Source organism: Pseudokordiimonas caeni, assembly GCF_026719705.1.
Lineage (GTDB): Bacteria > Pseudomonadota > Alphaproteobacteria > Sphingomonadales > Kordiimonadaceae > Gimibacter > Gimibacter caeni.
The window spans coordinates 590,319-612,981 of the sequence record NZ_JAPPRR010000001.1; the positions used below are offsets into that span (position 1 = coordinate 590,319).

14 protein-coding genes and 1 pseudogene are annotated in these 22,663 nt (G+C 58.6%); 1 reads left to right on the forward strand and 14 read right to left on the reverse strand.

The genetic code is table 11. The features are described 5' to 3' along the window. Window positions 1-91: 91 nt before the first annotated feature. The 14 genes and pseudogenes from OU694_RS02535 to OU694_RS02595 form a co-directional block, all read right to left on the reverse strand. Entirely contained in the window at window positions 92-1,351 is a 1,260-nt protein-coding gene (locus tag OU694_RS02535) for a DUF445 domain-containing protein (RefSeq protein WP_308909440.1), read from the reverse strand. Between the two features lie 645 nt (window positions 1,352-1,996). Continuing rightward, entirely contained in the window at window positions 1,997-5,146 is a 3,150-nt protein-coding gene (locus OU694_RS02540; protein WP_308909441.1) for a WD40/YVTN/BNR-like repeat-containing protein, read from the reverse strand. A 318-nt stretch (window positions 5,147-5,464) separates the two neighbouring features. After that, window positions 5,465-5,650 (reverse strand): integrase core domain-containing protein, encoded by a 186-nt coding sequence (locus OU694_RS02545; protein WP_373460238.1) that lies wholly within the window; start codon window positions 5,648-5,650, stop codon window positions 5,465-5,467. Then, window positions 5,640-6,107, reverse strand: a pseudogene (locus OU694_RS16370) (peptidylprolyl isomerase); the annotation flags it as partial. The pseudogene OU694_RS16370 and the gene OU694_RS02545, both read right to left, overlap by 11 nt. 202 nt (window positions 6,108-6,309) lie before the next feature. Continuing rightward, a complete protein-coding gene (locus OU694_RS02550; protein ID WP_308910592.1) occupies window positions 6,310-6,687 on the reverse strand; it encodes an alpha/beta hydrolase family protein in 378 nt (125 codons plus the stop codon). Window positions 6,688-6,997: 310 nt separating this feature from the next. Continuing rightward, window positions 6,998-9,979, reverse strand: a complete 2,982-nt coding sequence (locus OU694_RS02555) for a sensor histidine kinase (RefSeq protein WP_308909442.1) — start codon at window positions 9,977-9,979, stop codon at window positions 6,998-7,000. A gap of 27 nt (window positions 9,980-10,006) precedes the next feature. Further along, on the reverse strand, window positions 10,007-10,669 hold the full coding sequence (locus OU694_RS02560) for a response regulator transcription factor (protein ID WP_373460182.1): 663 nt from the start codon (window positions 10,667-10,669) through the stop codon (window positions 10,007-10,009). A 104-nt stretch (window positions 10,670-10,773) separates the two neighbouring features. Then, on the reverse strand, window positions 10,774-12,249 hold the full coding sequence (locus tag OU694_RS02565) for an ATP-binding protein (RefSeq protein ID WP_308909444.1): 1,476 nt from the start codon (window positions 12,247-12,249) through the stop codon (window positions 10,774-10,776). Window positions 12,250-12,371: 122 nt separating this feature from the next. Further along, window positions 12,372-13,643, reverse strand: coding sequence for an alginate export family protein (locus OU694_RS02570; protein ID WP_308909445.1), 1,272 nt, complete (start codon window positions 13,641-13,643; stop codon window positions 12,372-12,374). Beyond that, window positions 13,630-15,465, reverse strand: a complete 1,836-nt coding sequence (locus OU694_RS02575) for an amidohydrolase (protein ID WP_308909446.1) — start codon at window positions 15,463-15,465, stop codon at window positions 13,630-13,632. The genes OU694_RS02570 and OU694_RS02575 overlap by 14 nt, the downstream gene beginning before the upstream one ends. Before the next feature lie 87 nt (window positions 15,466-15,552). Continuing rightward, window positions 15,553-16,527 carry an alpha/beta fold hydrolase gene (locus OU694_RS02580; RefSeq protein WP_308909447.1) on the reverse strand — a complete coding sequence of 325 codons (975 nt, stop codon included), beginning with the start codon at window positions 16,525-16,527 and terminating at the stop codon, window positions 15,553-15,555. Window positions 16,528-16,593: 66 nt separating this feature from the next. Beyond that, a complete protein-coding gene (locus OU694_RS02585; RefSeq protein ID WP_373460240.1) occupies window positions 16,594-17,247 on the reverse strand; it encodes a hydrolase in 654 nt (217 codons plus the stop codon). A 769-nt stretch (window positions 17,248-18,016) separates the two neighbouring features. After that, window positions 18,017-18,988 (reverse strand): alpha/beta fold hydrolase, encoded by a 972-nt coding sequence (locus OU694_RS02590; RefSeq protein ID WP_308909449.1) that lies wholly within the window; start codon window positions 18,986-18,988, stop codon window positions 18,017-18,019. A gap of 73 nt (window positions 18,989-19,061) precedes the next feature. Further along, a complete protein-coding gene (locus OU694_RS02595) occupies window positions 19,062-20,003 on the reverse strand; it encodes an MBL fold metallo-hydrolase (RefSeq protein WP_308909450.1) in 942 nt (313 codons plus the stop codon). A 356-nt stretch (window positions 20,004-20,359) separates the two neighbouring features. On the opposite strand from OU694_RS02595, the gene OU694_RS02600 reads away from it, so the two are divergent. Next, entirely contained in the window at window positions 20,360-22,663 is a 2,304-nt protein-coding gene (locus tag OU694_RS02600) for a PAS domain-containing protein (protein ID WP_308909451.1), read from the forward strand.

The window sequence follows — 22,663 nt, forward strand, 5'->3', positions numbered from 1 at the left end:
GCGGGCGGGGCCTTTTGGGTATGGGGTTCTGCGTCTGCATAAACACACTTCCGCCCAGTCTCAAGTCAAAGCGCCGGTACATGGCTGCAGATTACAGGCTCGGCAGGCGGGTCAGCAGGAAGAGGAGGCAACCGACGATACCGCCGACGATGGTGCCATTCATGCGGATGAACTGCAGATCACGGCCCACCGACAGTTCCAGACGTTCGGTCAGGGTGCTGGCTTCCCAGCCGTCCACTACCTCGCGGATGAAGGCGCCGATTTCGCGCCGCCACGGCACTATATAGCTGCGTAATATGACAAGCACTGCCTTGTTGAACCGCCTCTGGATCGCGTCATCGGTGGCGAGCGTCCGGCCAAGCGATTGCACGGCCGTACCGAGGGCGGCCTGCAGGGGCGCGGAGCGTGCAGCGGTAGCCTCCGCCAGTCGGGTGCGGAACTGATCCCAGAGCGTGGTGAGATATCGTTGCACGGATTCGTTCCCGAAAAGCTTCTCCTTCATTTCCTCCACCGTCCGGCGGGTCTCGGGGTCATTCTTCAGCTTTTCGATAAAGTCGGAAACGGCCGCATCGAAATCGCGACGGACCTGATGATCATGCTGCGACAGATCGCCCAGAAGATCGGAGATGCCCGAGATCAGCCCCTCGGCGATCCGTTTGTCGACGCTCGCGGGCATCCACCACTGGCTGCGTTCTTCGACAGCCAGGAAAATGGCCCCGCGGTTCTCGTCCAGATACCGGCGGGCGGCGACAAGCCCGTGATCCAGCAGCTCATGATGCCGGTCGCTGTCCTTCAGGAGCGACAACACATTCCCCGTGAGGGTGGCAAGATCAATGGTCTTGAGCTCGCCTTCAAGCGCACGGGCAAAGAAGTGCCTAATCTCGGCGTCACTGACCGAGTTCAGCACATGCGGCACGGCGTCGATGATCCCTGCTGCCACCTTGTCGGCCACATCGGGCCGCGACAGTGCCTGACTGACGCGCATCGCGACATTGATGGAACGAAATTTCGCCGAAACAAGGCCGGGGTCCAGAAAGTGCTGTTCCACAAAGTTCCCGATACCTTCGGCGAGCCTTGCCTTGTTGCGTGGCAGTACGGCGGTGTGGGGGATGGGCAGGCCAAGCGGACGGCGGAAAAGAGCCGTCACCGCAAACCAGTCGGCAAGGCCGCCGACCATCGCTGCCTCTGTGCCTGCCTGAAGGAGCGAAATCCAGAAGCCGGGCTTGTCTGCCAGATGGGTCAAGCCGAAGACAACCGCCATGGCAAGCAGCATCAGCGTAGCAGCCATGCGGTAACGATTGAGGGTCTGGCGTTGCAGGTCGGTTGGGTCAACCGAAAGGGCGGAATCCATAGGGCACCTTCAGGCAGTTCGGATATCTAGGCAGCTGTCGGGCGTCATGTCGTACGTCCGCAAAGTACCCCATATGTTGAGGTGATTTAGTGATGTTCCACAAGTGTGGCGCATTTCAAATGAATGTGTCCCGTCGCTATGGTCATTTGTCGTGTCCCATTTTTTTCGGACTTGATTAGTGAACTAACCCAACTGGCTCAGCCCTCGATAGCCGAAGCGCCAAAAGCATACTTTTTACTGCGCCAGATTTGCGCCATTGATGATCTATGCGGTTGGTATTGGCCAACGTTCGGTGCCGGGGCAGTGGCACCGATTAATGACTTGACGACCCTCCTGCAGCGTCCATGTTTACGGGCCGCCACGGGACGCTGTCAGCCGGGTCCGCCGGAAGGTTGACCAGTGCGCCAGTCGCGATACCGAAATAGCTTTGTAACGGCCTATGGTCTGAACACAGGGTGGTAGCAAAGAAGCGCCCGTCTTCGCCGGAGCTGACCATATAGTCTGCTGGCACAAAGGCGCGAACCAGCATTACCAGCAGGCGTGCAAAGCCAGCCCTGCGATTGTGCGTCCCCTGATTCACAGGCGTTATTGAAGCTCCGATGCCCGACAATATGCCAGAGTCTGCATAATGTCGGGCATACCATATCACCGCCCGGGGACGGTGACATGCTCCAGACCAAGCTGCTTGGCGCGTTCATTGATCGGCGCGAGTTGCTCTTTGACGATAAGGGTGAGTTCCTCCTTGCGTTTCGCCCACTCGCCTTTCAGGTCGGCAAGCCGTTCCAACTGGCCGCCCGTCACGGGTGCGCCGGTATAGTCGATGACATCCATCAGGTACCGGACCTGTCCGGCAAGCATGGTTTCCCATGCATCTTCATCTTCATAGGTCTGATGCAGATGCTGGTTGATCAGCCTGTCCCACGCCGTCAGCGCTTCGATGGCCTTGGTGCCGGCCTGCTGCAGTTCGGTGTCGCCCGGATGGTCGGCCATCAGTGTTTCCAGATCAGCGCGCGCTTCTCGTGCTTGCCCGAGCCCCCGCAGCACATCGTCAAGCAGTGCTGCGGTTTCGTCGAGCCGAGCCGACCAAGTCTGAACTTCTTCAGGCGATGCCGAAACACGGAAATCGAGTGCAAGTGAGAAGGTGGCCTCTGCACTTGCACCGCCAGCCGTCACACGGGCGCGATACTCGCCCGGCGGCACCTTCGGGCCACCGAAGCCGGCGAATATATCGACATCTTCGATACAGGTGACACCGTCGCGGCGCATATCCCAGATCCACTTGTTCAGGCCGCGTTTCTTGGAAGGATATTCGAGATCAAACGGGCTGCGCGGGTCTTCGTTGGCTTTCAGGCATTTGTCGCGCGGGGATTCCTCGCTGCTGATGGTCCGGATGACACGCCCCTCGCGGTCCATGATCTCGATCGTCAACGGGCCAGAGGCGTCTTCGCCCAGTCGGTAGTAGAGCGGCACGCCGCGCGGCGGGTTGCTGCCTTCAGAATCGCCGGCGGAGCCACCGTCCCCAATCCGCATTTCAACGGTACCGGGGCGGTAGAGCGCGACTTCGCCGGCGGATGCACCTTCGGCGTCCTGCCGAACGACGAAGAGATCGTCCAGCGCCCAGAAGGCGCGGCCCTGGGTTGCGATGACGAGCGTGTCATGACGAATGGTGATGTCTGTGATCGGAACCGGCGGCAGGTTGAGCTGCAGCGGCTTCCAGTCCGCGCCGTCGTTATAGCTGACAAACATGCCGCCCTCGGTGCCTGCATAGAGAAGGCCCTTGCGGGTCGGATCTTCACGCACCACACGCACGAACTGGTCCTTCGGCAGCCCCGCATCGATGCGGGTCCAGCGCTTGCCATAGTCGGTCGTCCGGTAAATGTAGGGGGTAAAGTCGTTCAGCTTATGCCCTTGTACAGCGATATAGGCCGTGGCCGGATCGTGCGGACTGATCTCGATGGCATTGATATAGGCTTCTTCAGAATATTTGCCCCGGTGTTTTGGTGACACATTCTGCCATGAAGCACCGCCATCGCGGGTGAGATGCACAAGCCCGTCATCGCTGCCAACCCAAATCACGCCCTGTTCATGGGGCGACGGCGCGATATAGAAGATGGTGTTGTAGAATTCGGCGCCGACATTTTCCGGGGTCAGGGGACCGCCGTTCCGGCCCTGCTTTTCCGGGTCATTGCGTGTGAGATCAGGGCTGATCTGGCTCCAGGTCCGGCCACGATCATCGCTCTTCAGGATATACTGCGTGCCATAATAGATGACGGAACGATCATGCGGGTCGGTCTCGACCGGAGCATTCCAGTTGGCGCGGTACTTAAGATCCTTCGGATCCTTGCCGTACATCATCTCCGGGTAGGGAATGATCATGCGGGTCAGCTGGGTTGCGCGATCGTGTTCCGTCAGGGTGCCGTTGATCGTGGTCGCATAGATGAGCTGCGGGTTTGCCGGGTCGAAGGCCACATGCGCGCTCTCGCCGCCACCGACATCAAAATAATCCTCCACGCCGATGCCGCCATAGAGGCTCTCGCTGGCGATTGCCACCGTCGTATTGTCCTGCTGGCCGGCGTAGATCCGGAAGGGTTTCTGATCGTCGGTTTCGGCGCGGTAAAACTGTGCAGTCGGCTGGTTCATGATCGACGACCAGGTCTTGCCGCCATCAAACGTGATCGTCGCGCCGCCGTCGTTGCCGTTGATGAAGTTTTGCGGATTGTCGGGATTGATCCACTGGTCGTGGTGGTCGCTGTGCGGGGTCGACAATTGCTCCCAGCTCTTGCCGCCATCGATCGATTTCATCAGCGGCACGTTCAATACATAAACGGTGTTCTCGTCGACCGGATCGGCCGCGATATGAATATAGTACCAGGCACGGGAATGCAGGACGCGGTGACCATCGATCAGCGCCCATGTCTTGCCGCCATCATCGCTGCGCCACAGGCCGCCCTTGCCGTGTTCGGCCTCGATGATCGCATAGACGCGCTCAGGGTTGCTGGCCGACACGTCAACGCCGATCTTGCCGATCATTTCGGGAAGGCCGCCGCCCAGCTTCGTCCAGCTGTCACCGCCATCAATGCTTTTGAAAATGCCGCCCTCGGTACCGCCTGACATGATGAACCACGGCTTGCGGCCATGATGCCACATCGCAGCATACAGGATGCGCGGGTTGGTCGGGTCCATGCGCAGGTCCGACGTGCCTGTCTCTGGGCCGACTTTCAGCACATGTTCCCATGTCTTGCCGCCGTCCGTCGTGCGGAATACGCCGCGCTCCTCGCTGCCACCCCAGATCTGGCCCTGCACGCCGACATAGGCGATATCGGGATTGGTAGGATGAATCTCGATCCGGGCGATCTGGCCGGCCTTTGCCAGCCCGATATGCGCCCATGTAGTGCCGCCGTCGGTTGATTTCCAGACACCATCGCCGTGCGACGTCGTTACACCGCGGATCGGCGCTTCCCCCGTGCCTACATAGATGACGTTGTTATCGGATTTCGATACTGCCACCGCGCCGATAGTACCGACCTTGAAGTATCCGTCAGAGATATTTTCCCAGGTCTGGCCGGCATTTCCGGTTTTCCAGACACCGCCGCCAGCTGCACCCATATAGTAAAGATTGGGCTTGCCCGGCACGCCAGTGACCGTGGTCACACGGCCACCGCGCCAAGGCCCGATGAGGCGATATTCAAGGCTTTCGACCGCCTCGGTTTCGGCAGTAGCAGCAGCCGCTGACCAAGAGGGCAAGAGGACAGACAAAAGGAGTGTCAAGCAGGCAGGCAGGAATCGCGATTGCACAATAACCTCCGGGAACCGAAATGATGGCGACTCGCTACGGCCATGGCTTGGTCGTCGGGTCGCAGGTGAATGAATGGGACAGATTACAATGTACCAGATGTCATGGTGTCCCGATTGTAACTATAACTACAATTGCTTCCGTGGTTCGCGTAATGTCAACATGAAGTTAAGCAGCGCCCGTGGCACGGAATTCTTCGTGTGGAGGGCGTCGTCTTTGATTGACGTGCTCCCCTACGTGCTCTCATTCAGACCTAGCCCTGTCCGTCGTCATGAGCCTGTCCCGGAATTGTGCCCGGCCAGAATGAGACTTCCGGGTCTTCAAGGGCTGGGGTTAACCCCAGCCCTTGATGCAAATTCGGCCGGCGTCATGAACCCCAGAGATGCGTGAGGCCGGCTCTGGTTGAAGTCCTGCCGCCACGCCTCGATCTTGGCCTTGGCGTCGTCGATTGACAAGAACCAATGCGTGTTCAGGCACTCGTCCCGGAACCGGTTATTATTTTCCAGTCAGGCGCCTAACTGACAGAAAGCGAATGGGCTCATCTAAAATCTGGCCACGCACACATCCATCACCAGTCTGTGCTGATGTTGGCAAGCGATGAATTAGCCGAACAGTACCCATTCCGGACACAACGCATCCAAAGGCGGCAAATCCTAAGCCGTCTTTGTTGCGTGTCCCCCCATAGTCGAGGGCAGGGTTCTCGCCAATGGAAATGAAGAATGCGGCACCACTAGCAGTTCCAGGTTCCGCTCGAGCAAGAGAAACTGCTCCATCAACATGCCTCAGGCCCGTAGCACTAGTGGGCTCATGCTCCACGGGCTTGTAGGCCGGAGCTACCTCTAGCAAGCCCCCTTGTAATACTTGGATTTGTGGGGTGCCATTGTCATTCTCCGGCATCACCGCACGGTAAAATGCTGCATTCTGAAATCCCTTATCGTCAACGATCTCCAGAAAACTACCCGCATTTGGGGGGCAACATCTTCGTACACCTCGATCACGATTGGCCCTAGGTCGGTATCAATCTGAACGGCAACTTCGCTTACCTTACCCGCACCACATACACTTTCGTCGACTTCGCTAGCGTTTACCTGAAACGCTATACCAGACGCCACTAACATCGATGCTAAGGCCGCCATCCATGGTTCGGAAAGTTGAAAGGGCAAAGTCATTCTTCCGCCCCTCCAGTCTCTACATCTTCACCAATCATAAGACTTTTCATCTTGGCCTTCATCGAGTCAGAACTGGTCTCCTCAATCTGGTATTCTTTCGGCGGCACCTTTCCTGCGAGATTTGCGACAAAATAGTCCCATTGACGGCGCAACGCATATACCGGGAGCTCATGCGCCGCGCGTGGAAGCAGCAACAGGTCGAAATCCTTATTAGCGTCCATCAATGCCTGAGGGAGCTGGAACAGCGCGCCCGGATGAACACCCATATCCAACATGCCGTGGATGAAAAGCAATTTGCCCTTCAGACCACCGGCATAAGTGAGGTTGGCCTGCGGCAGATAGTGAACACCGACAGCAGGTGTCGGGCGTCTTATCGTATGCCCTCAACGTACCCCATATCTTGACGTGATCGACCAATGGCCCGCAAGTCTGGCGAGATACAAATGAATGCGTAAGGTTGGTGGGGCTATCTAATGTGTCCAGTTTTTTTCGGATACGATTAGTGAGCACAGCCAATTAGGTACGCTGTCGAACTCTAGGCACGGCTTGCGATTGAAATCATTTGCAGCGGTGACTAGGCAGCAAGAGGCAGGCCTTCGGGCACATTGTGATCTTAGAACAGACCAACATGGACAGTAACTGGCCGCAAATGTATTGAATTCGGATGTGGCTGCGAGGCAGCCTTTAGAGAGGAAGGTTAAGCCTGATCTCCGTACCTCTCGGTTCCGCAGGGAATATCTGGATCTTCGCGCCAAGTTTCATCGCTCGTTCGCGCATGCCGACAAGGCCGTAATGGCCTTTGCGCTGCCAGTTTTTTCTCGTCTCGGGGGGCATGCCGATCCCGTCATCTGCGATTGAAATCGTGACATTGGACCGCTGGAAACCGACACTGATCTGCACGTCCCCTGCCTGAGCGTGCCGGATTATGTTCCACATCGCCTCGCTGGCGATCTGGGCGATATCGTCAGCAATTTGTGAGCCGATGAGTGACGAGTTTCCGGTTACGTTGATCGACCACGCAAGCCGGTTTCCAAGGATATCCGCTGCAAGGTCGGACAGGATATTCGCGAGATCAACCGGGCCTTCCTCTCCGCGCAGGAAACTTACCCTGTCACGACCATCCTGGAGTACGTCATCAGCGCGCTCCAACGCGGCTTCCAGTGATCTCCGGCCTTCGCTGCCTTCCGGCAATCGATCGCCAACCGATTGAAAACGCAACAGAAGCCCCTGAAAGCCCTGCAGCAATGTATCATGCAGCTCGCGCGCGATGCGTTCCCGTTCGGCCAGCCGGCCTTCCATACGGGTTTTGATCCGGTCAGCAACCAGTCGCAGGTGCATGAGATAGGCCGAGAAGGCAAGGCCGAGACCGGCCATGAATACCGTCAGGAAAAACCATTTTGACTGGAAGAAGGTCGGCGGAATGACAAAGGTCAAGCGTTCGGTCGGCCCGAGCCAGGTGCCGGCTTCGCTCGTCGCTTCGATGCTTACCGAGTACTGGCCCGGTTTGAGGTTTGAAAATTCGATCAGTCTTGCGGTGTCGACATCAACCCATGGCTGGTTGTCGTCACCAAGCCGGTACCGGAATTGCGTCCGCTCCGGTGACGAAAGGTTCAGCGCCTGATACGAGACGGAAAGCTGGGTGGTGTCATCGGGAAGAAGCATGCTCTCGGTCGGCGCGAAAGACACACCGTTTGCGATGACGGACTTCAGGCGGACGGGAACGGGTGCTGCAGCAACGATTTCAAAACTCAGGTCATGCCAGGCGAGGCCATGATTTGTTGTGAACCAGATGCGGCCGTCCCGAGAAATCGAGGCCGTGTCGGAATAGGACTGCTGGGCGACGCCGGGCAATCCGTCGTGAACGGTGAAGAGCTCTGATGCTGGGCGGAAATCTGGCTTCTCGAAAGCCGTGATCAGTTCGCTTGCAGACACGCGCACAACACCGGAAATGGTGCTCAACCAGACCTGTCCATCGGGCGATACGGCCAGCCCGGTTATACCTCTGGCCGGTGGAATTTTTTGGGGAGGAAGGGTGTTGAACCGACGACCTTCCAGTCTTGCAACACCGAACTCACCGACGGCCAGAAGGTGCCCGCCGACCTGATGGATGCCGTAAACAGCCCCGATTTCAAGGCCGTTGCTACGGTCGAACAACTGCTGGTCATGACTGTCGATGAGCAGGAGGCGACCGTCTCGCAGGCTCATCCATACTGATCCGTCCGGGGTGACGAACAGGCCACCCGGCACCGCTTCTCGCGTCTCTTCCGGGAGCAAGACACGGCTCCAGCCATCTCTTGAATAGCGGAACACACCTTCCCGGTAGATGATGGCGAGCAGGCTGCCGTCCCGTTCCTCAGCCAGCGCATTGACCCGCGTATTGGAGAGGCCTTCGGGCAAGGGGACGGCAACAAGTCTGTCGTCAGCCGTAAGTTGCCAGAGGCCTTGGCGGACACCGATCCACAAATTGCTTTTACTGTCGATCATGGCGCAGGAAAGCTGGCCTGGCATGCCGGCTATGGCTTCAACCTGGCGGTTGTCCCGTAACCGGTAGATCGAATTGGAATCGAGGATGAACTCACGGTCTTTCGAAAAAACAGCCCTGAAGCCGTAACGGGAGGTCGGTGGAACGCTGGACTCGGTGACGAAGAACTGACGGCTCAAGCGGTCAATGCCCATGTTCGTGCCAACCCATAGCTGGTCGGAATGATCGACCAGCATTGGAACAGCAATGTTTGAGGTAAGTCCATCTTCAAGCCGGAAGTTTTCTGCAGCGCTGAGAAAAAGGCCTGCGCCTCCGCCAGCGACACTTGTCGGGTCCGATATCCTGAAAATGCCGCCACGGGTGAGATCTGTTCCCCAGACCGCATCATCTTCATCGACAGCAATATAGTTGGGGGAAAATTGCGGTTGTGTCTGAGCGTCCGGCACGCGTCCTTCAACCGTGCGGGTTGCCAGCGAAATCGAAGTCAGGCCGTGATAGGAATCGAGCACCCACATCCGCCCGTCCCGGCCTTCGGCGAACGCAGCGCGTCCTGTGCGCAAGCCAGTTGGTTGAAACACCCGAGCGCCCGGTTCCAGTACGTGGATGGTTTCACCGTCACCGACCCAGAGTGACCCGTCCGAAGCTGCTTCCACCCAATTGGCGCTTTCGCCCGGAAAGTTCCAGTCTTTGCCAATGATATGCCACTCGGTTCCATCGAACCGCATCAGTCCGCGCTCAGTCGCGGCCCACATTGTGCCGTCACTGCTGCGCGCAAAACGAAGAACCATCCAGTGAGTCTTGCGATTGTCGACTTCGTAGTTTGTGAGTTCTCCGTTGTGGAGGCGTGAGAGCCCGCCGCCCGAATAGCCGATCCAGATATCGCCGTCGGGCGCGGCAAACACTGCTGTGATGTCGATAGACAGGAACTGGACATTGTTGGCTGGAACGATCCGCTCGAACTCGGTGCCATCGAACCTGAAAAGCCCGGCACCGGTGCCTAGCCACATGTAGCCATCCGGCCCTTGCGCCAGGGCCCATACATCGGCCGGGGCGCCGTCGGCGATCATCCAGCTTTTATGATGTAGCTGGTTGATCGCTGTTGTCGCGGGTAGCGCCGAGCTGCCGCTGGTGAAGGTGAGCCAACCGGTCAGGAGCAAGAGGATTGCGGTGATTTGTCTCGGCACGTTTCCCATCCAGTTGCCCGCCTGATTCTAAAGTTCGATCAGGCCGCGTTTGGCGGCAATGGTAACTGCGTGCGTTCTGTCTGTGGCACCAAGCTTCGAGAAGATGATCTTCATGTATCCCTTCACCGTTTCCTCGGCGATGTCCAGTTTGCGGGCGATCTGCTTGTTGGAATTGCCCCATGCCGCCAGAGAAAGGACCTCAACTTCCCGGTCCGACAAGGGTTCATCGAGCACATGAAGTGCGATGTCACTGGCGATCGCTGCATCCAGGTGTTTGCCGCCATGAAAGACCGACCGGATTGCGTTCAAGAGCTCGTTGCGCAGGCTTGCCTTCAGCAGATAGCCGGACGCCCCGGCGCGCAATGCCTTTATGGCACGTCCGTCGCCGGTATAGGTCGTCAGGACGATGACCTTGGCGTCCGGGTCTTTCAGCCTGATCTGACTGATCGCTTCCACGCCGGTCATGTCGGGCAGCTGCAGGTCCATCAGCACGATATCCGGTCGCGTTTCGCCATAGGCTGCGATGGCTTCGCTGCCGGACCCGGCTTCGCTTATAACCTCAACATCATTGTGCGCGGAAATTACGGCACGCACCCCTTCACGCAGCAAAACGTGATCGTCCACGATCAGCACTGTGATGGTGGACGGTCGACCGGTGGCTGGGGGCGTGTCTGACACGCGGTTTTGCATGCCGCTTAACTCTGGTTTCGATGTGGACGCGCAGAGGCGCTGCAAGTGGTTCATGCCAACATAAAACTCATAAAGGCTGGTCGTCCAGTTTGCGACCTGCTTTGCTATTCTGCGGCGACAATTTCATATGATACATCCTGCCGTGTTGCCGCCTTTGCGATAGATGATGGATCGAGACGCGGCAGTCGATCCGTCGGGGGGAAATGGGCGGAAGGCTCGGCATGACGCAGTTGCCGCCAGCAAAAGGCACGGACTGTTTCGGGAAGTGAATAGTGGCATTCACCATCTTTATTGCAGGCTGTGAGGAGCGACTTGTCGACCATCCGCGCCAGTAACAGCGATGCCGCCTGCAAGTTGTGGTCGGTCAGACTTGCCGCCATAGCCAATGTGAATTGCAGCGGAAGATGGGCCAAATGGATGAAAAAGCACCTTTCTTCTTTTGAGAGGATGCAATGGCCCCACTGGTAAGCCGCTTCCAGCGACTGGTGTCGTGCGGGGGCCGTCCGGTAGCCCAATGTCAGAATATCGAACCGGTTGTGGAGATGGTTGGAGAGCCCGTCAATCCCGAGGGATGCGATGCGATTGGCAGCCAATTCTATGGCTAAGGGATTGCCGTCAAGCCGCCGGCATATGTCGTGGGCACGGGCGACAAGTTGACCGTGAGAGAGCGCTTCCGGGTACATCGCCCTGACCCTGTCGATAAACAGCTCAACCGCTGGCGGTGTTGCCGAATGTGACAGCCACGCAAGGCCATCGAGACGATAGACAGTCTCTGTCCGGGTCTTGAGCGGCTCTCTGCCTGTTGCAAGAATGCGGATGCCCGGCTGGTTGCGCAGTAGCTGTTCGGCGTAAAGAGCCGCGCCGTAGGCGACATGATCGCAGTTGTCGAGAACGACAAAGATGTTTTCGGTGCCGCGAAAGTTATGCAGCCAGCCGGTGAAGTCATTTGTTTTCTGCGGCGCGCCGAGTGCATTTGCCAGTCGCTCGGCAACCTCGCCGGTATCCTGCATCTCGGACAGGTCGACGAGCCGGACTTTTTCACTGCTGCGAACGGCCTTGGCAATAGTCAGGGCGACGGTGGATTTGCCGACCCCGGCGGTTCCCACAATTGTCACGAGCCGGGCAGTTTCCAGAAGATCGAATATTGCGTTTGTATCGGCGCTGCGCCCCAGAACCGTGACGGGCAGCTGTGACCAGTCATTCAGCCACGGAGCCTGCGTCATCTTGCCTGTTGTCTGTCCCGGAGACCATCTGGTGAGGCTTACCGTCCCTGAAAAACAATAACCCTGACCTGGTACATTGAGGATGTAGGTACAATCCCTGTCTTCGAGGGCTTTCCGGATGGCTGCAACTGCAACCCGAAGATTGGAATCGTCCAGCCATTCACGTCGCCAGACCTTTGATGTCAGCATCGCTTTGGACATGATGACGCCGGGTTGCCCGATCAACGCAAGCAGCACGTCAAAAGCCCTTTCGCCCAGCCGGATGGGTTCGTCGCCACGTTTGAGCGTGCGATCGGTTGGCCACAATGAAAACGGACCAAAGGAGATTCGACCGCCTGTTGTTGAATCTGACAGCATTGCTTCCCCGCAGGACACCTGGCACGTCCTTTCTCGCTTGTTTGGCGATGCTGAAATGAAACATCCGCGGCCTAATTCCGACAAGCCCCGAACGGGTCAGAAAGACACACCATAATAGGGGGTCAGAAATCAAATCGGAGGGTAAGTTCCACAAAATGGGTTGTTCGTGCATCCGTGTTTTGGGCTGTCACGAAGGCTTTTGGCGCGGCACGGGTATAGATGGCGCCAAGGAACAGGCCGTTTCGGGGTTGATACTCAAGATTGAAGCTCGTCGACGTATCAACATGGCGTGGAGCGTTCGGATCGCCCTCCAACACGAGGCTTCCTGACGGGCTATAAACGCCGTCTGCCCGTGCATACCGCCAGAACATATTCATGTCCGCCGTCACCTTCAGTTCCTCGGTCAGGTTGAGGGTCAGGTATGGGTTGAAATTGTAGAAGTTTCTGGGGCCGAGATGGGCAAGGTCGGAAAAGTAACTGCCGCGTGGGAACAGTGCATTGAAGGCGCCAAATGTCCGGTCAGTTGGGTCGCGGTCCCCGCTCGCTACATTGGCGCTGAGCGCGAGGCGTGGTGAAAGGGGCAGGCCCGAGAACGTGTAGCCCGCGATTCCGGCAAGGGTCCATGCGCGGATTTTCTGGCGTGGACCATCGGGCTGAAAATGACCAGCCTGCCACACGCCTTCCAGATCCCAGTCCCAGTCGTCGGCTTCTCCGGCAAGCCTTACGCCGAAACTGTGACGACGCTCCTGTCCTGCAAGTGTCTGGTTGATGCCCCTGTCACTATCGAAGCCCAAATAGTAAAGATCGACCTTGCTAGGCAGTCCGAGCGGCGCGTCGAAGGTACTGTATATGCCCCAAAGGGCGCGGTTATCGATCAGGCTATCATCGAGGATGCCGGGATCGTTTTCTGCTTCGAAGCCGGCGAGAAGCTGGATGTCATAGCTGTTACCAGTGGCTGTCAGCCGCGCGCCGTTGAACCGCCGGTGCACATTGGTGCCATCGCGCCAGCCAACAAGCCGCTGGGAGCCGAGCTTCCATTCGTCGCGCCCGATGCGCAGTCTTAAGGCTTTATCCGCGAACGGGATTTCGACCCAGGCGCGGTTGATATCCAGCCGATTTTCCTCCACCGGGCTATCGCCACCTTTCGCACCATGCTGAAAGGCGCCCGTCACTTCGACGAGGGCGGTGACGTTCTGTCCGGCAATACTGGCACCGACGTGATAGCGATGGGTAAGGAACCAGTCTTCGCCTTTGCGTTCGGTCCCCCATAAACTGTTGTCAATCAGCGTGGCCCGTTCCCGCAAATGCCCGAAGAATTCGGTATCTGACGCGTGCGCCGCCCCGCTGGCAAATAACAGGGCGGCAAGGCAAGAAAGGCGATCAGGCCAGATCATTCTGGAAGCCGCCATACTCGCGAACCGGCGACCAATCCGGGCTTAGTGGGGGCAGGGCCGGTGACAGGTCTTCAAATGGACCTGCGCCATGAACTACACGTCCGTCGGTGACGGTGAGAACGGATTCAATGGCACGAATACGGTCAACCGGGACGCTGAAGAAGTCCTCGCTGAGGATGGCAAAATCGGCATATTGGCCGGGCACGATGCGGCCCTTCAGTTGCTCCTCGCCCGAGAAATAGGCGCTACCACGGCTATAGAGGTCGATGGCCTGTGCGCGGCTCAGCCGATGTTCTGGGCCAAGGACTTCGGTGCCGCCGACGGTGCGGCCGGTGACCGCCCAGTAAAGTGTGCTCCAGGGATGGTAGCTCGCCACACGGGTGCCATCGGTACCAAGCCCGACCGGCAGGCCTTCCTTGAGCATCCAGCCAAGCGGCGGGCTTTTGAAGGTGGCGTCGCGGCCGTATCGTTCCATGAAGAACTCACCACCGTATGCCATGCGGCCCTGAAGGGCGATGGCGCCTTCCAGTCGCTTCACACGCCGGATCGTATCGGCCTCGATCGTTTCGGCATGATCAAAAGCCCAGCGAAGGCCGGTAAGGCCCGCGCGACCGGCCAGGATTTCATCCCGGTGAAGGCGTTCGAACACATCGAGCATCGCCTTGATCGATTCATTGTAGGTCGCATGGATGCGGAACGGCCAGCGATTGGCAGCAAGATACTGGGCGACGGCATAGAGGTCCTTGTCCCAGCCCTCTGTCTGCGTAAAGTCCGGCCGGTCGGCAAGGAAGTTTTCATAGTCGCTTGATTTGAAGGCGAGAAGTTCGCCGCCCCCTTCGAGCACAAAGCCATTTACCGTTTTCGCGCTGTTGCTGCCGACTTTATGGTCGGTGCCCCATCTGGTGAAATCCTCCAGTTCATGCCCGGGGCGTTGCGGGAACAGGAAGTAGGATATACGCAGCGGCATCGGTCCATCCGCGGCCAATCCTTGGGTGCCGCCGTAATCCTGCGGGAAAGTGTGCCCGCCGCCGCCCGCGTCAATAGCGCTCGTCAGGCCGAAGCGATTGAGCTCCCGGTACCAGTGCATGGTCGACGTTACCTGATCGGCAGCCGATAACGGTGGCAACTGCCCGATGGTCTGGTACAGGATATTCGGATAAGGCTCGCAGAGGAGGCGCCCGGTCGGCTCCCCATCGGGGCCGATTTCATAGCGGGTGCCCTTGGGCGGGACGGTATCCTTGGTGATGCCAAGTGCCTTGATGCCAGCCCTGTTGAGCAGGCCCTGACTATAGAGCAGCATCACGAAAACCGGTGTGTCAGGGGCTGCCCGGTCAAGTTCCTCAACCGTCGGCATGCGCTTCTCAGTAAACTGGAACGGGCTCCAGCCACCGACAATCCGGACCCATTGGCCCTTTGGGCTCCGCTTTGCCTGTGCGGCGATCATGTCCAGCCCGCGCGCAAGGCTCGTAAGGCCGTCCCAGCGGAGCTCCGTTGCATAGAAGCGCCCGCCACGCACGGCATGCAGATGGCTGTCGTTGAGCCCGGGAATGATGGTGCGGCCACCAGCATCGATCACTTGCGTATTCTTTGCTCTCAACTCCGAAATACGGGCGATGCTGCCGGTTGCCAGGATGCGACCGCTGGCGATTGCCATCGCTTCCACGAAGGGCTGGAAGCGATCACCTGTATAGATGTTTGCATTGATCACGATCATGTCCGCGCCGCCAGCCGCCGCCCATAGCGGGGTAAGACTGGACGCAGCAAGCGCGGCGAACGAGCTGCCGATGAAGGCGCGCCGGGTGGGTTGATAGCTTCTGGTCATCGTGCTGTTCCTTGGAATATGGAGGTGCCCTTCCGCGAAGGGGGGAAGGGGAAGGGCACCGGGGCAGGCTGAGGGGAGGCCGTCACCTCAGCCCTTGGCAAAGGCAAGAATATCGGCATTGAGGTCTGTCTGCGCGGTCTGCGCGAGGCCATGTCCGCCACCCTTGTAAACCTTGAGTTTCGCGCCCGGGATCAACTGGGCCATCAGGTGGCCGGAATTGCCGATGGGCACGATCTGGTCGTCGTCGCCATGGATGATCAGGGTCGGAATATCGATCTTTTTCAGGTCTTCCGTGAAGTCCGTTTCCGAGAAAGCCTTGATGCAATCATATTCGCTTTTCAGCCCGCCCATCATGCCCTGCATCCAGAAACTGTCGCGCATGCCCTGGCTCACCTTGGCACCGTCGCGGTTGGCCCCGAAGAAGGGGGTGGTCAGGTCCTTGAAGAATTGCGAGCGGTCAGCGAGCACACCGGCCCGGATACCATCGAACACGTCGATAGGCAGGCCGCCCGGATAGGCATCGGTCTTCGCCATGATTGGGGGCACCGCGCCCACAAGGATTGCCTTCGCCACCCGCTTGCTGCCGTGGCGGCCAAGGTAGCGCACGACTTCGCCGCCGCCGGTGGAATGACCGACCATGATGGCGTCCTTCAGGTCCAGCGTTTCGAAAAGCTCGGCCAGGTCGTCGGCATACTGGTCCATGTGATTGCCGTCCCATGGCTGGCTGGACCGGCCATGGCCGCGCCGGTCATGCGCGATCACTCGGTAGCCGTTCATGCCCATGAACTGCATCTGGGCATCCCACGCATCGCCGGTGAGCGGCCAGCCGTGGCTGAAAACGACCGGTTGGCCCGATCCCCAGTCCTTGTAATAGATCTGCGTGCCATCCTTGACGGTCAGATAGCTGCCATTCGTTTTGCCCGGCTTCGCCTTCGAGGCAGCTTCCGCTTCGCCCGTTGCCGCGAGGACGGGCAGGGCGGCGGCAAGGCCGAAGCCGCCGGCAAGGACAGCGCGGCGGGAAGCGCTGGTGGAAGGTTCTCTATTGGAATTGTCGGTGGTCATTGCGGTTGCTCCGGCGAGATCAAAAAGGAGCGGGGTGCCGCCCAGGGCAGCACCCCGCGATTTGACTTAGTGGCCTTCCTGGGCGCCGAACATTTCCTTGGCATAGATGATGCCGAGGCCGTAGCCGCCGCCATGTTCCTTGGCAACGCCGGTCACTACATTGTAGGTCTCGCCGCGCGCCCAGTCGCGTTGCAGTTCAAGCATATATTGAAGCCAGGTGATGGGATGGGCGCCGGCCTGTACCATACGCTGGACCGCCATATTGTGGGCGTCGATGCTGACACCGCCGGACGCATCGGTAACGAAATAGACTTCATAGCCCTGCTCGATGGCCGACAGTACGGGACCGACACCGCAAACCTCGGTCCAGAGGGCGGCAATCACGATCTTTTTCTTGCCGATCCTGTTCACTTCGTCGGTGATGCGCTTGTCTTCCCAGGTGTTCATCGTCGTGCGGTCGATGGACTTCTGGTTCGGGAAGACGGCCTTGAGTTCGGGGAACATGGGGCCGGAGAAGCTTTTCTCGGCAACCGTGGTCAGGATCGTCGGCACATTGAAAGCTTTGGCAGCTTTCGCAAGGCCGGTGACATTGTTCCGCAGTTCCACGATTTCGATCGATTTGGTGGCGAAGGCCATCTGGGGCTGGTGGTCGATCAGGATCAGTGTGTGGTTATCGGGGGCCAGCATGCTTTTGGCCGGGATCGGCTTTGCCTGCGCCATGGCACCGGTTGACAATGCAAGGGTGGCGGCAAGCACAGTCGCAAGCCGGGTCAGTTTCGTGAAAAAGGTCATGACACGCTCCGTTCAGGAAGGTTGAAATGTCTCAGGGCGCGTCTGCACCCCAAGGCATGGTGAGCGTGTCAGCCCGAAGGGCCGAATGAATCGTTGTGAATCAGTGTTAACGACAGACCCTACCGGGTTCTGGGTGATATGAAGAGAGTCCGAAGGCCGTGCTCTGTGTGCCAATTCCGACGCGAGGCCCACTCGACGAGTTGGTGCGGGCTGCTCACGCCCTTTTCAGGTTGATTGCCTTATCAAACAACTGTCGGGCGTCATGTCATACGTCCGTAAACTACCCTATATGTTGAGGCGATTTAATGATGTTCCACAAGTGTGGCGTATTTCAAATGAATGTGTCCCTTTGCCAAGGTCATTTGTAATGTCCCATTTTTTTCGGACATGTTTAGTGAACCAATCTAATTGGCTCAGCCCTAGATAGCCAACACCCCAAAAGCATACTTTTTACTGCGCCAGATTTGCGCCATCGATGATCTATTCGGTTGGTATTGGCCAGCGTTCGGTGCCGGGGTAGCGGCAACAATGTCTATAAACTATTGATTTTATTATATTATTTACCTATTTTCTCCGGGTGTTTGTGATTGGCTTTCTTAATAAAGTGGCCTGCCGAACTGGTGCCCAGTATGGCGGGCACCAGAAAATGCAGCTTATGGATTGCGCCGGATATGATCCAAGGCGCAACCCGGCCTCCTCAGGCTTTGAAGAAGGCGAGAAGGTCGGCGTTGATCACGTCGGCGTGGGTTGTTGCCATGCCGTGGGGGAGGCCTTCATAGACCTTGAGCGTGCCGTTCTTCACAAGCTTGGCAGCGAGAAGGGCGGAGTCGGCAATCGGGACGATCTGGTCGTCGTCGCCGTGCATGATCAGGACGGGCACGTCGATCGCCTTCAGGTCTTCCGTGAAGTCGGTTTCGGAGAAGGCCTTGATGCAATCATAGTGTGCCTTCGCGCCGCCCATCATGCCCTGGCGCCACCAGTTATAGATGACGCCCTGATCGACCTTCGCGCCTTCCCGGTTGTAGCCATAGAAGGGGCCCGACGGCAGATCCAGATAGAACTGAGTGCGGTTGGCGGCCAGCGCCTTCCGCAGGCCATCGAACACCTCGATCGGCAGACCACCGGGGTTGTTCGCGGTCTTCACCATGATCGGCGGCACGGCACCGATAAGGACGGCCTTGGCGACCCGGCCTTTCTCGGCGCGGGCCACATAATGGGCTACCTCACCGCCACCGGTGGAATGGCCAACATGGATGGCGTTCTTAAGGTTCAGCGCTTTGGCGAGGGCCTTTACGTCAGCGGCGTACGTGTCCATCTCGTTGCCGGTGTCGGTCTGGGTCGAGCGACCGTGGCCGCGCCGGTCGTGGGCGATCACCCGGTAGCCCCGAGCATAGAAGAACAGCATCTGGGCGTCCCAGTCATCGGCGCTGAGTGGCCAGCCATGATGGAAAACAACAGGCTGGGCGGATTTCGGGCCCCAGTCCTTGTAGAAAATCTGGGTGCCGTCTTTGGTCGTGACATAGCTCATGGTCTGATCCTTCGAGGGTTGAGCGGCAGACGCCGCCGGGGAGAGTTGCAGGATGAAGGGGGAGGCGAGGGCGATACCCGCCACAGCCGTTCCGCCTACAAGGACGTCGCGACGTGAGGGTGTATGAGAGCGGTTCGTCATGCTTTTTCCTCTCAGAAGATGTGCGCGAACATTCGTGCCGTTTCGGAGGCGACTGTGGCGGGTGTTGTAGGGATCAGTAGTCCCAGAAGGCGGCTACCCAGCGGAAGGCATCGCCGTCCACGGCTACCCGACCGACGGAGGGGAAGGGCAGGTGGGTGGCGACAAAGAGTTCGCCGGTCGCGGCGGCTTCCTGCAGCAAGCGGACGCGAACGCGGACGGATTCTTCCGGGTCGTGCTCAAAGCCGTTGTGCCAGTCGGGATGGTCGAACGCGACCGGGAATAGGGCGTCGCCGGCGAAGGTGAGACGTTCGCCGCCTGAATTGATGCGTACCACGCTGTGGCCGGGGGTGTGGCCGCCCGTCAGTTCGACGACAACACCGGGTGCGACCTCGTGTGTTTTATCGAACGTTCTGATCTTGCTGTGATATTCGGCGAGGAATTCCTGTGCCGTGGAGCGCAGGACATCCGGTACCGGCTGCGGCATCGAAGTTTGCTCGAAGTCAGGCTTGGCCCAGAAATCAACCTCGATCGCCGAGACATGAATACGCACATCGGGGCTGAGCTGCTTCTTGACTGTGTCAACCAGCAGTCCTCCCACATGATCCATATGCATATGGGTGATCACCACGTCGGTAACGGAAGCAAGGTCAATGCCCGCGGCTGCCAGACGTTTCGGGAATTGCCCGGCGCGGGGGAAGCCGGCGAACTGTCCACCAAGACCTGCGTCCACAAGGATGGTCTTGTCGCCGCTTTTGACAACCAGCACATTCAGTGCCCAGTCGAAGGCATCGGGCGGCAGGAACATGTCCTTGAACCAGGCTGCCCGTTCGGCCGGATCGACATTGGTCGCCATCGTGGCCGTCGGCAGCGGCAGCACACCATCACTGACAACGAGCACCTTGATATCGCCAACCTTCAGGGCGTAGCGCGACGGGACGAGTTCTTCGTCACCAGTTGCGTTTTGCTGGGGCGGAGTTCCATAACGCTGGGTGACATAGTTCAGAGGCTTTGACATGATCGTTCTCCTGTTTCTTGGGTCAGAATGTTCGAATGACCGCCTGGCTTCCGGGGAAGCAGTGGAAGATCATCCAGGCCTCAAGGATGCATTCGGTTGTCACGAGCCGGTATCGTGCCCGGGTATAGGTCGCGACCATCAATTGTCAGGTCTCCATAGGCTTTGGCGTGAGGGATGAGCTTTGCTGTTTTGCTAGGAACAGCGATGGACGATGCATGGATTTCCATAAGTTGCGGCCAAGGCGCCGCAGGATTAGTTTTAAGGGGTGAGTTTGCCATCCGGGCCCAGGGACTGATCGCACAGGGCGTGCGAACTTCTAGGCGTTCCGGATATTCATTGTCCGGCGGGAGAAGCCAATGACGGTAACGACCAGCTCACCCGATGACATCAGCGCCGAAGCCATGCGTGCCTTGAAAATCATCGAGAGCATGCCGGGCTTTGCCTGGTCAGCCGATGCTGACGGCCAGTTCACCTACGTCAGTCCCAGCACGCTTGCTTACCTCGGGAACGGACGCGATGACCTCAACACCGCCGAGGAGGACGAATTTGGCTGGCGTCGGGTAGTGCATCCCGAGGACTATGAGCGGGTTGCTGCACGCTGGCGACACTGCCTGAAAACCGGTGATGACTACGATGCCGAACATCGGTTGCGCCGCGCTGACGGTGTCTATCGCTGGTTCCGGAATTCCGGGCGTGCGTCGTTTGATTCCGATGGCTGCATCACGCAGTGGTACGGCACCACCATCGACATCGATGACCAGAAAAAGGCTGAGGACGGGCTGCGGGAAAGCGAAGGACGCCTGCAGGAGATTATCGACGCCGTTCCGGTACATATCTGGAGCTGGACACCGACCGGCGAGATGGCCTACGTCAGCAAGCGGAATATGGAATTTCTGGGCATCACCGAAAACGAATTCGGGGATTTCACCAAAGTGGTGCAGGAGCTGATCCATCCGGATGATGCTCCGGAAGTCCATCGCCACGCCGCAGATTGTATTGCGCGGGGCGAGGTATTCGTCATGCGGTACCGCAGACGCACAAAAGGCGGTGCTTATTGCTGGACGGAGGGTCGCTGCGAGCCCGTGCGTGACCAGCACGGAAACATCGTCCACTGGTACGGCGTCTCGATCAATATCGACGACCAGATGCGGGCCGAAGAAGAACTGAGAAACAGCAAGCGGCAACTGGAGCAGATGATCGATGCCTTGCCGGTCAATGTCCTGAGTTTCTCGCCGGACATGGTGCTGACCTATACCAGCAAGCGGTATCAGAAGAAGATCGGTCCGGCCATTTCGTTCCCCAGGAACTTCGAGGATGTCATCCGTGACGTCGCCCATCCCGAAGATTTTGCAGTGGTGTGCCAGCGCGCGCTCGATGGCTTCGCCGCCGGCACACCGTTCGTGAACAGGTTTCGACGGCGCGAGAGGGACGGCAACTACCGCTGGATCGAGGCACGCGCCCAACCGCTCAGGAATGCCGAAGGCGTCATCCTGCAATGGTATATCGCGTCAGTTGATATTGATGAGGAAATGCGGGCCCAGGAGGCGCTGCGCGAGAGCGAACGGATACTCCGTCAGCTTGTCGAGACATTGCCGGCGCTCATTTATTGTTCCGCGCCCGATGGCAAACCGATCTATCGCAGCCGCCAGCTTAGCGATTATCTGGGGTTTGGTCTTGATGGCGTGGACGAAGAAGGCCGCCCCCGGCTGGACAGCACGCTCGATGCCATCATCCATCCCGATGACCTAGCGGCAGTACAGGAACGATACGGTCATTCACTGGCAACCGGTAAACCCTACGCCATGAAGCATCGGTTGCGGCGGTATGACGGCGAGTACCTCTGGGTTGAAACGCGGGCCGCTCCTATGCGGGATGCAGATGGAGGTATCGTGCAATGGAACGGCGTCTGCATGGATATCGACGGCGAAGTGCGGGCACGGCATGAGCTGCAGCTCGCGCAGGAAAGGCTGTCTCGGGCCAGTCAGGCGGCCGGCCTTGCCGAACTTTCGGCTTCTATCGCGCATGAGGTGAACCAACCGCTCGCGGCCATTGTTGCCAATTCCCACGCTTGTCACCGATGGCTTTCAGCCGAGCCCGCCAATATTGAACGGGCGAAGATCACCGCTGAACGCATCATTCGGGATGCCAATGCTGCCGCCGATGTTGTCAGCCGCATTCGGGCTCTATTCCGGCAATCAAGCGATACACGCACGGTCCTGCCCTTCAAGGATGTCATTTTGGAAACCCGCAAGCTGCTGGCAGATGAGGCCCTGAGGCGCGGTGTTCTGATTGACATCGATATTCAGGAAGGCTTGGCCCCCGTCGCGATGGACAGGGTCCAGATCCAGCAGGTGCTGATCAATCTTCTCCGCAACGGTATGGAGGCTATGGGCTCGGTTGCAGGCGAAAAGGCGCTGCTGGTGCGCGGACTGGCGGATGGCGGCGTCGTCAGGGTGGAGGTTCGCGACAGTGGCCCGGATGAAGAGCTGCCGGCGAAGATATTCGAGCCGTTTTTTACAACGAAAGAACAAGGAATGGGGATGGGGCTCGCCATCTGCCGGTCGATTGTAGAATCGCATGGTGGACGGTTGTGGGCCGAAAAGAATGTACCGAATGGCGCGACGTTCATCTTCACGTTGCCGGCCGGAGTGAAGGGGTGA

What these genes read in the sequence shown, in the direction of transcription:
- OU694_RS02590 (WP_308909449.1), bottom strand. Translation starts at nt 18,988, where the DNA reads ATGACGAACCGCTCTCATACACCCTCACGTCGCGACGTCCTTGTAGGC.
- OU694_RS02565 (WP_308909444.1), bottom strand. Translation starts at nt 12,249, where the DNA reads ATGCTGTCAGATTCAACAACAGGCGGTCGAATCTCCTTTGGTCCGTTT.
- OU694_RS02535 (WP_308909440.1), bottom strand. Translation starts at nt 1,351, where the DNA reads ATGGATTCCGCCCTTTCGGTTGACCCAACCGACCTGCAACGCCAGACC.
- OU694_RS02575 (WP_308909446.1), bottom strand. Translation starts at nt 15,465, where the DNA reads ATGACCAGAAGCTATCAACCCACCCGGCGCGCCTTCATCGGCAGCTCG.
- OU694_RS02585 (WP_373460240.1), bottom strand. Translation starts at nt 17,247, where the DNA reads ATGGCGCAGGCAAAGCCGATCCCGGCCAAAAGCATGCTGGCCCCCGAT.
- OU694_RS02580 (WP_308909447.1), bottom strand. Translation starts at nt 16,527, where the DNA reads ATGACCACCGACAATTCCAATAGAGAACCTTCCACCAGCGCTTCCCGC.
- OU694_RS02595 (WP_308909450.1), bottom strand. Translation starts at nt 20,003, where the DNA reads ATGTCAAAGCCTCTGAACTATGTCACCCAGCGTTATGGAACTCCGCCC.
- OU694_RS02570 (WP_308909445.1), bottom strand. Translation starts at nt 13,643, where the DNA reads ATGATCTGGCCTGATCGCCTTTCTTGCCTTGCCGCCCTGTTATTTGCC.
- OU694_RS02600 (WP_308909451.1), top strand. Translation starts at nt 20,360, where the DNA reads ATGACGGTAACGACCAGCTCACCCGATGACATCAGCGCCGAAGCCATG.
- OU694_RS02560 (WP_373460182.1), bottom strand. Translation starts at nt 10,669, where the DNA reads ATGCAAAACCGCGTGTCAGACACGCCCCCAGCCACCGGTCGACCGTCC.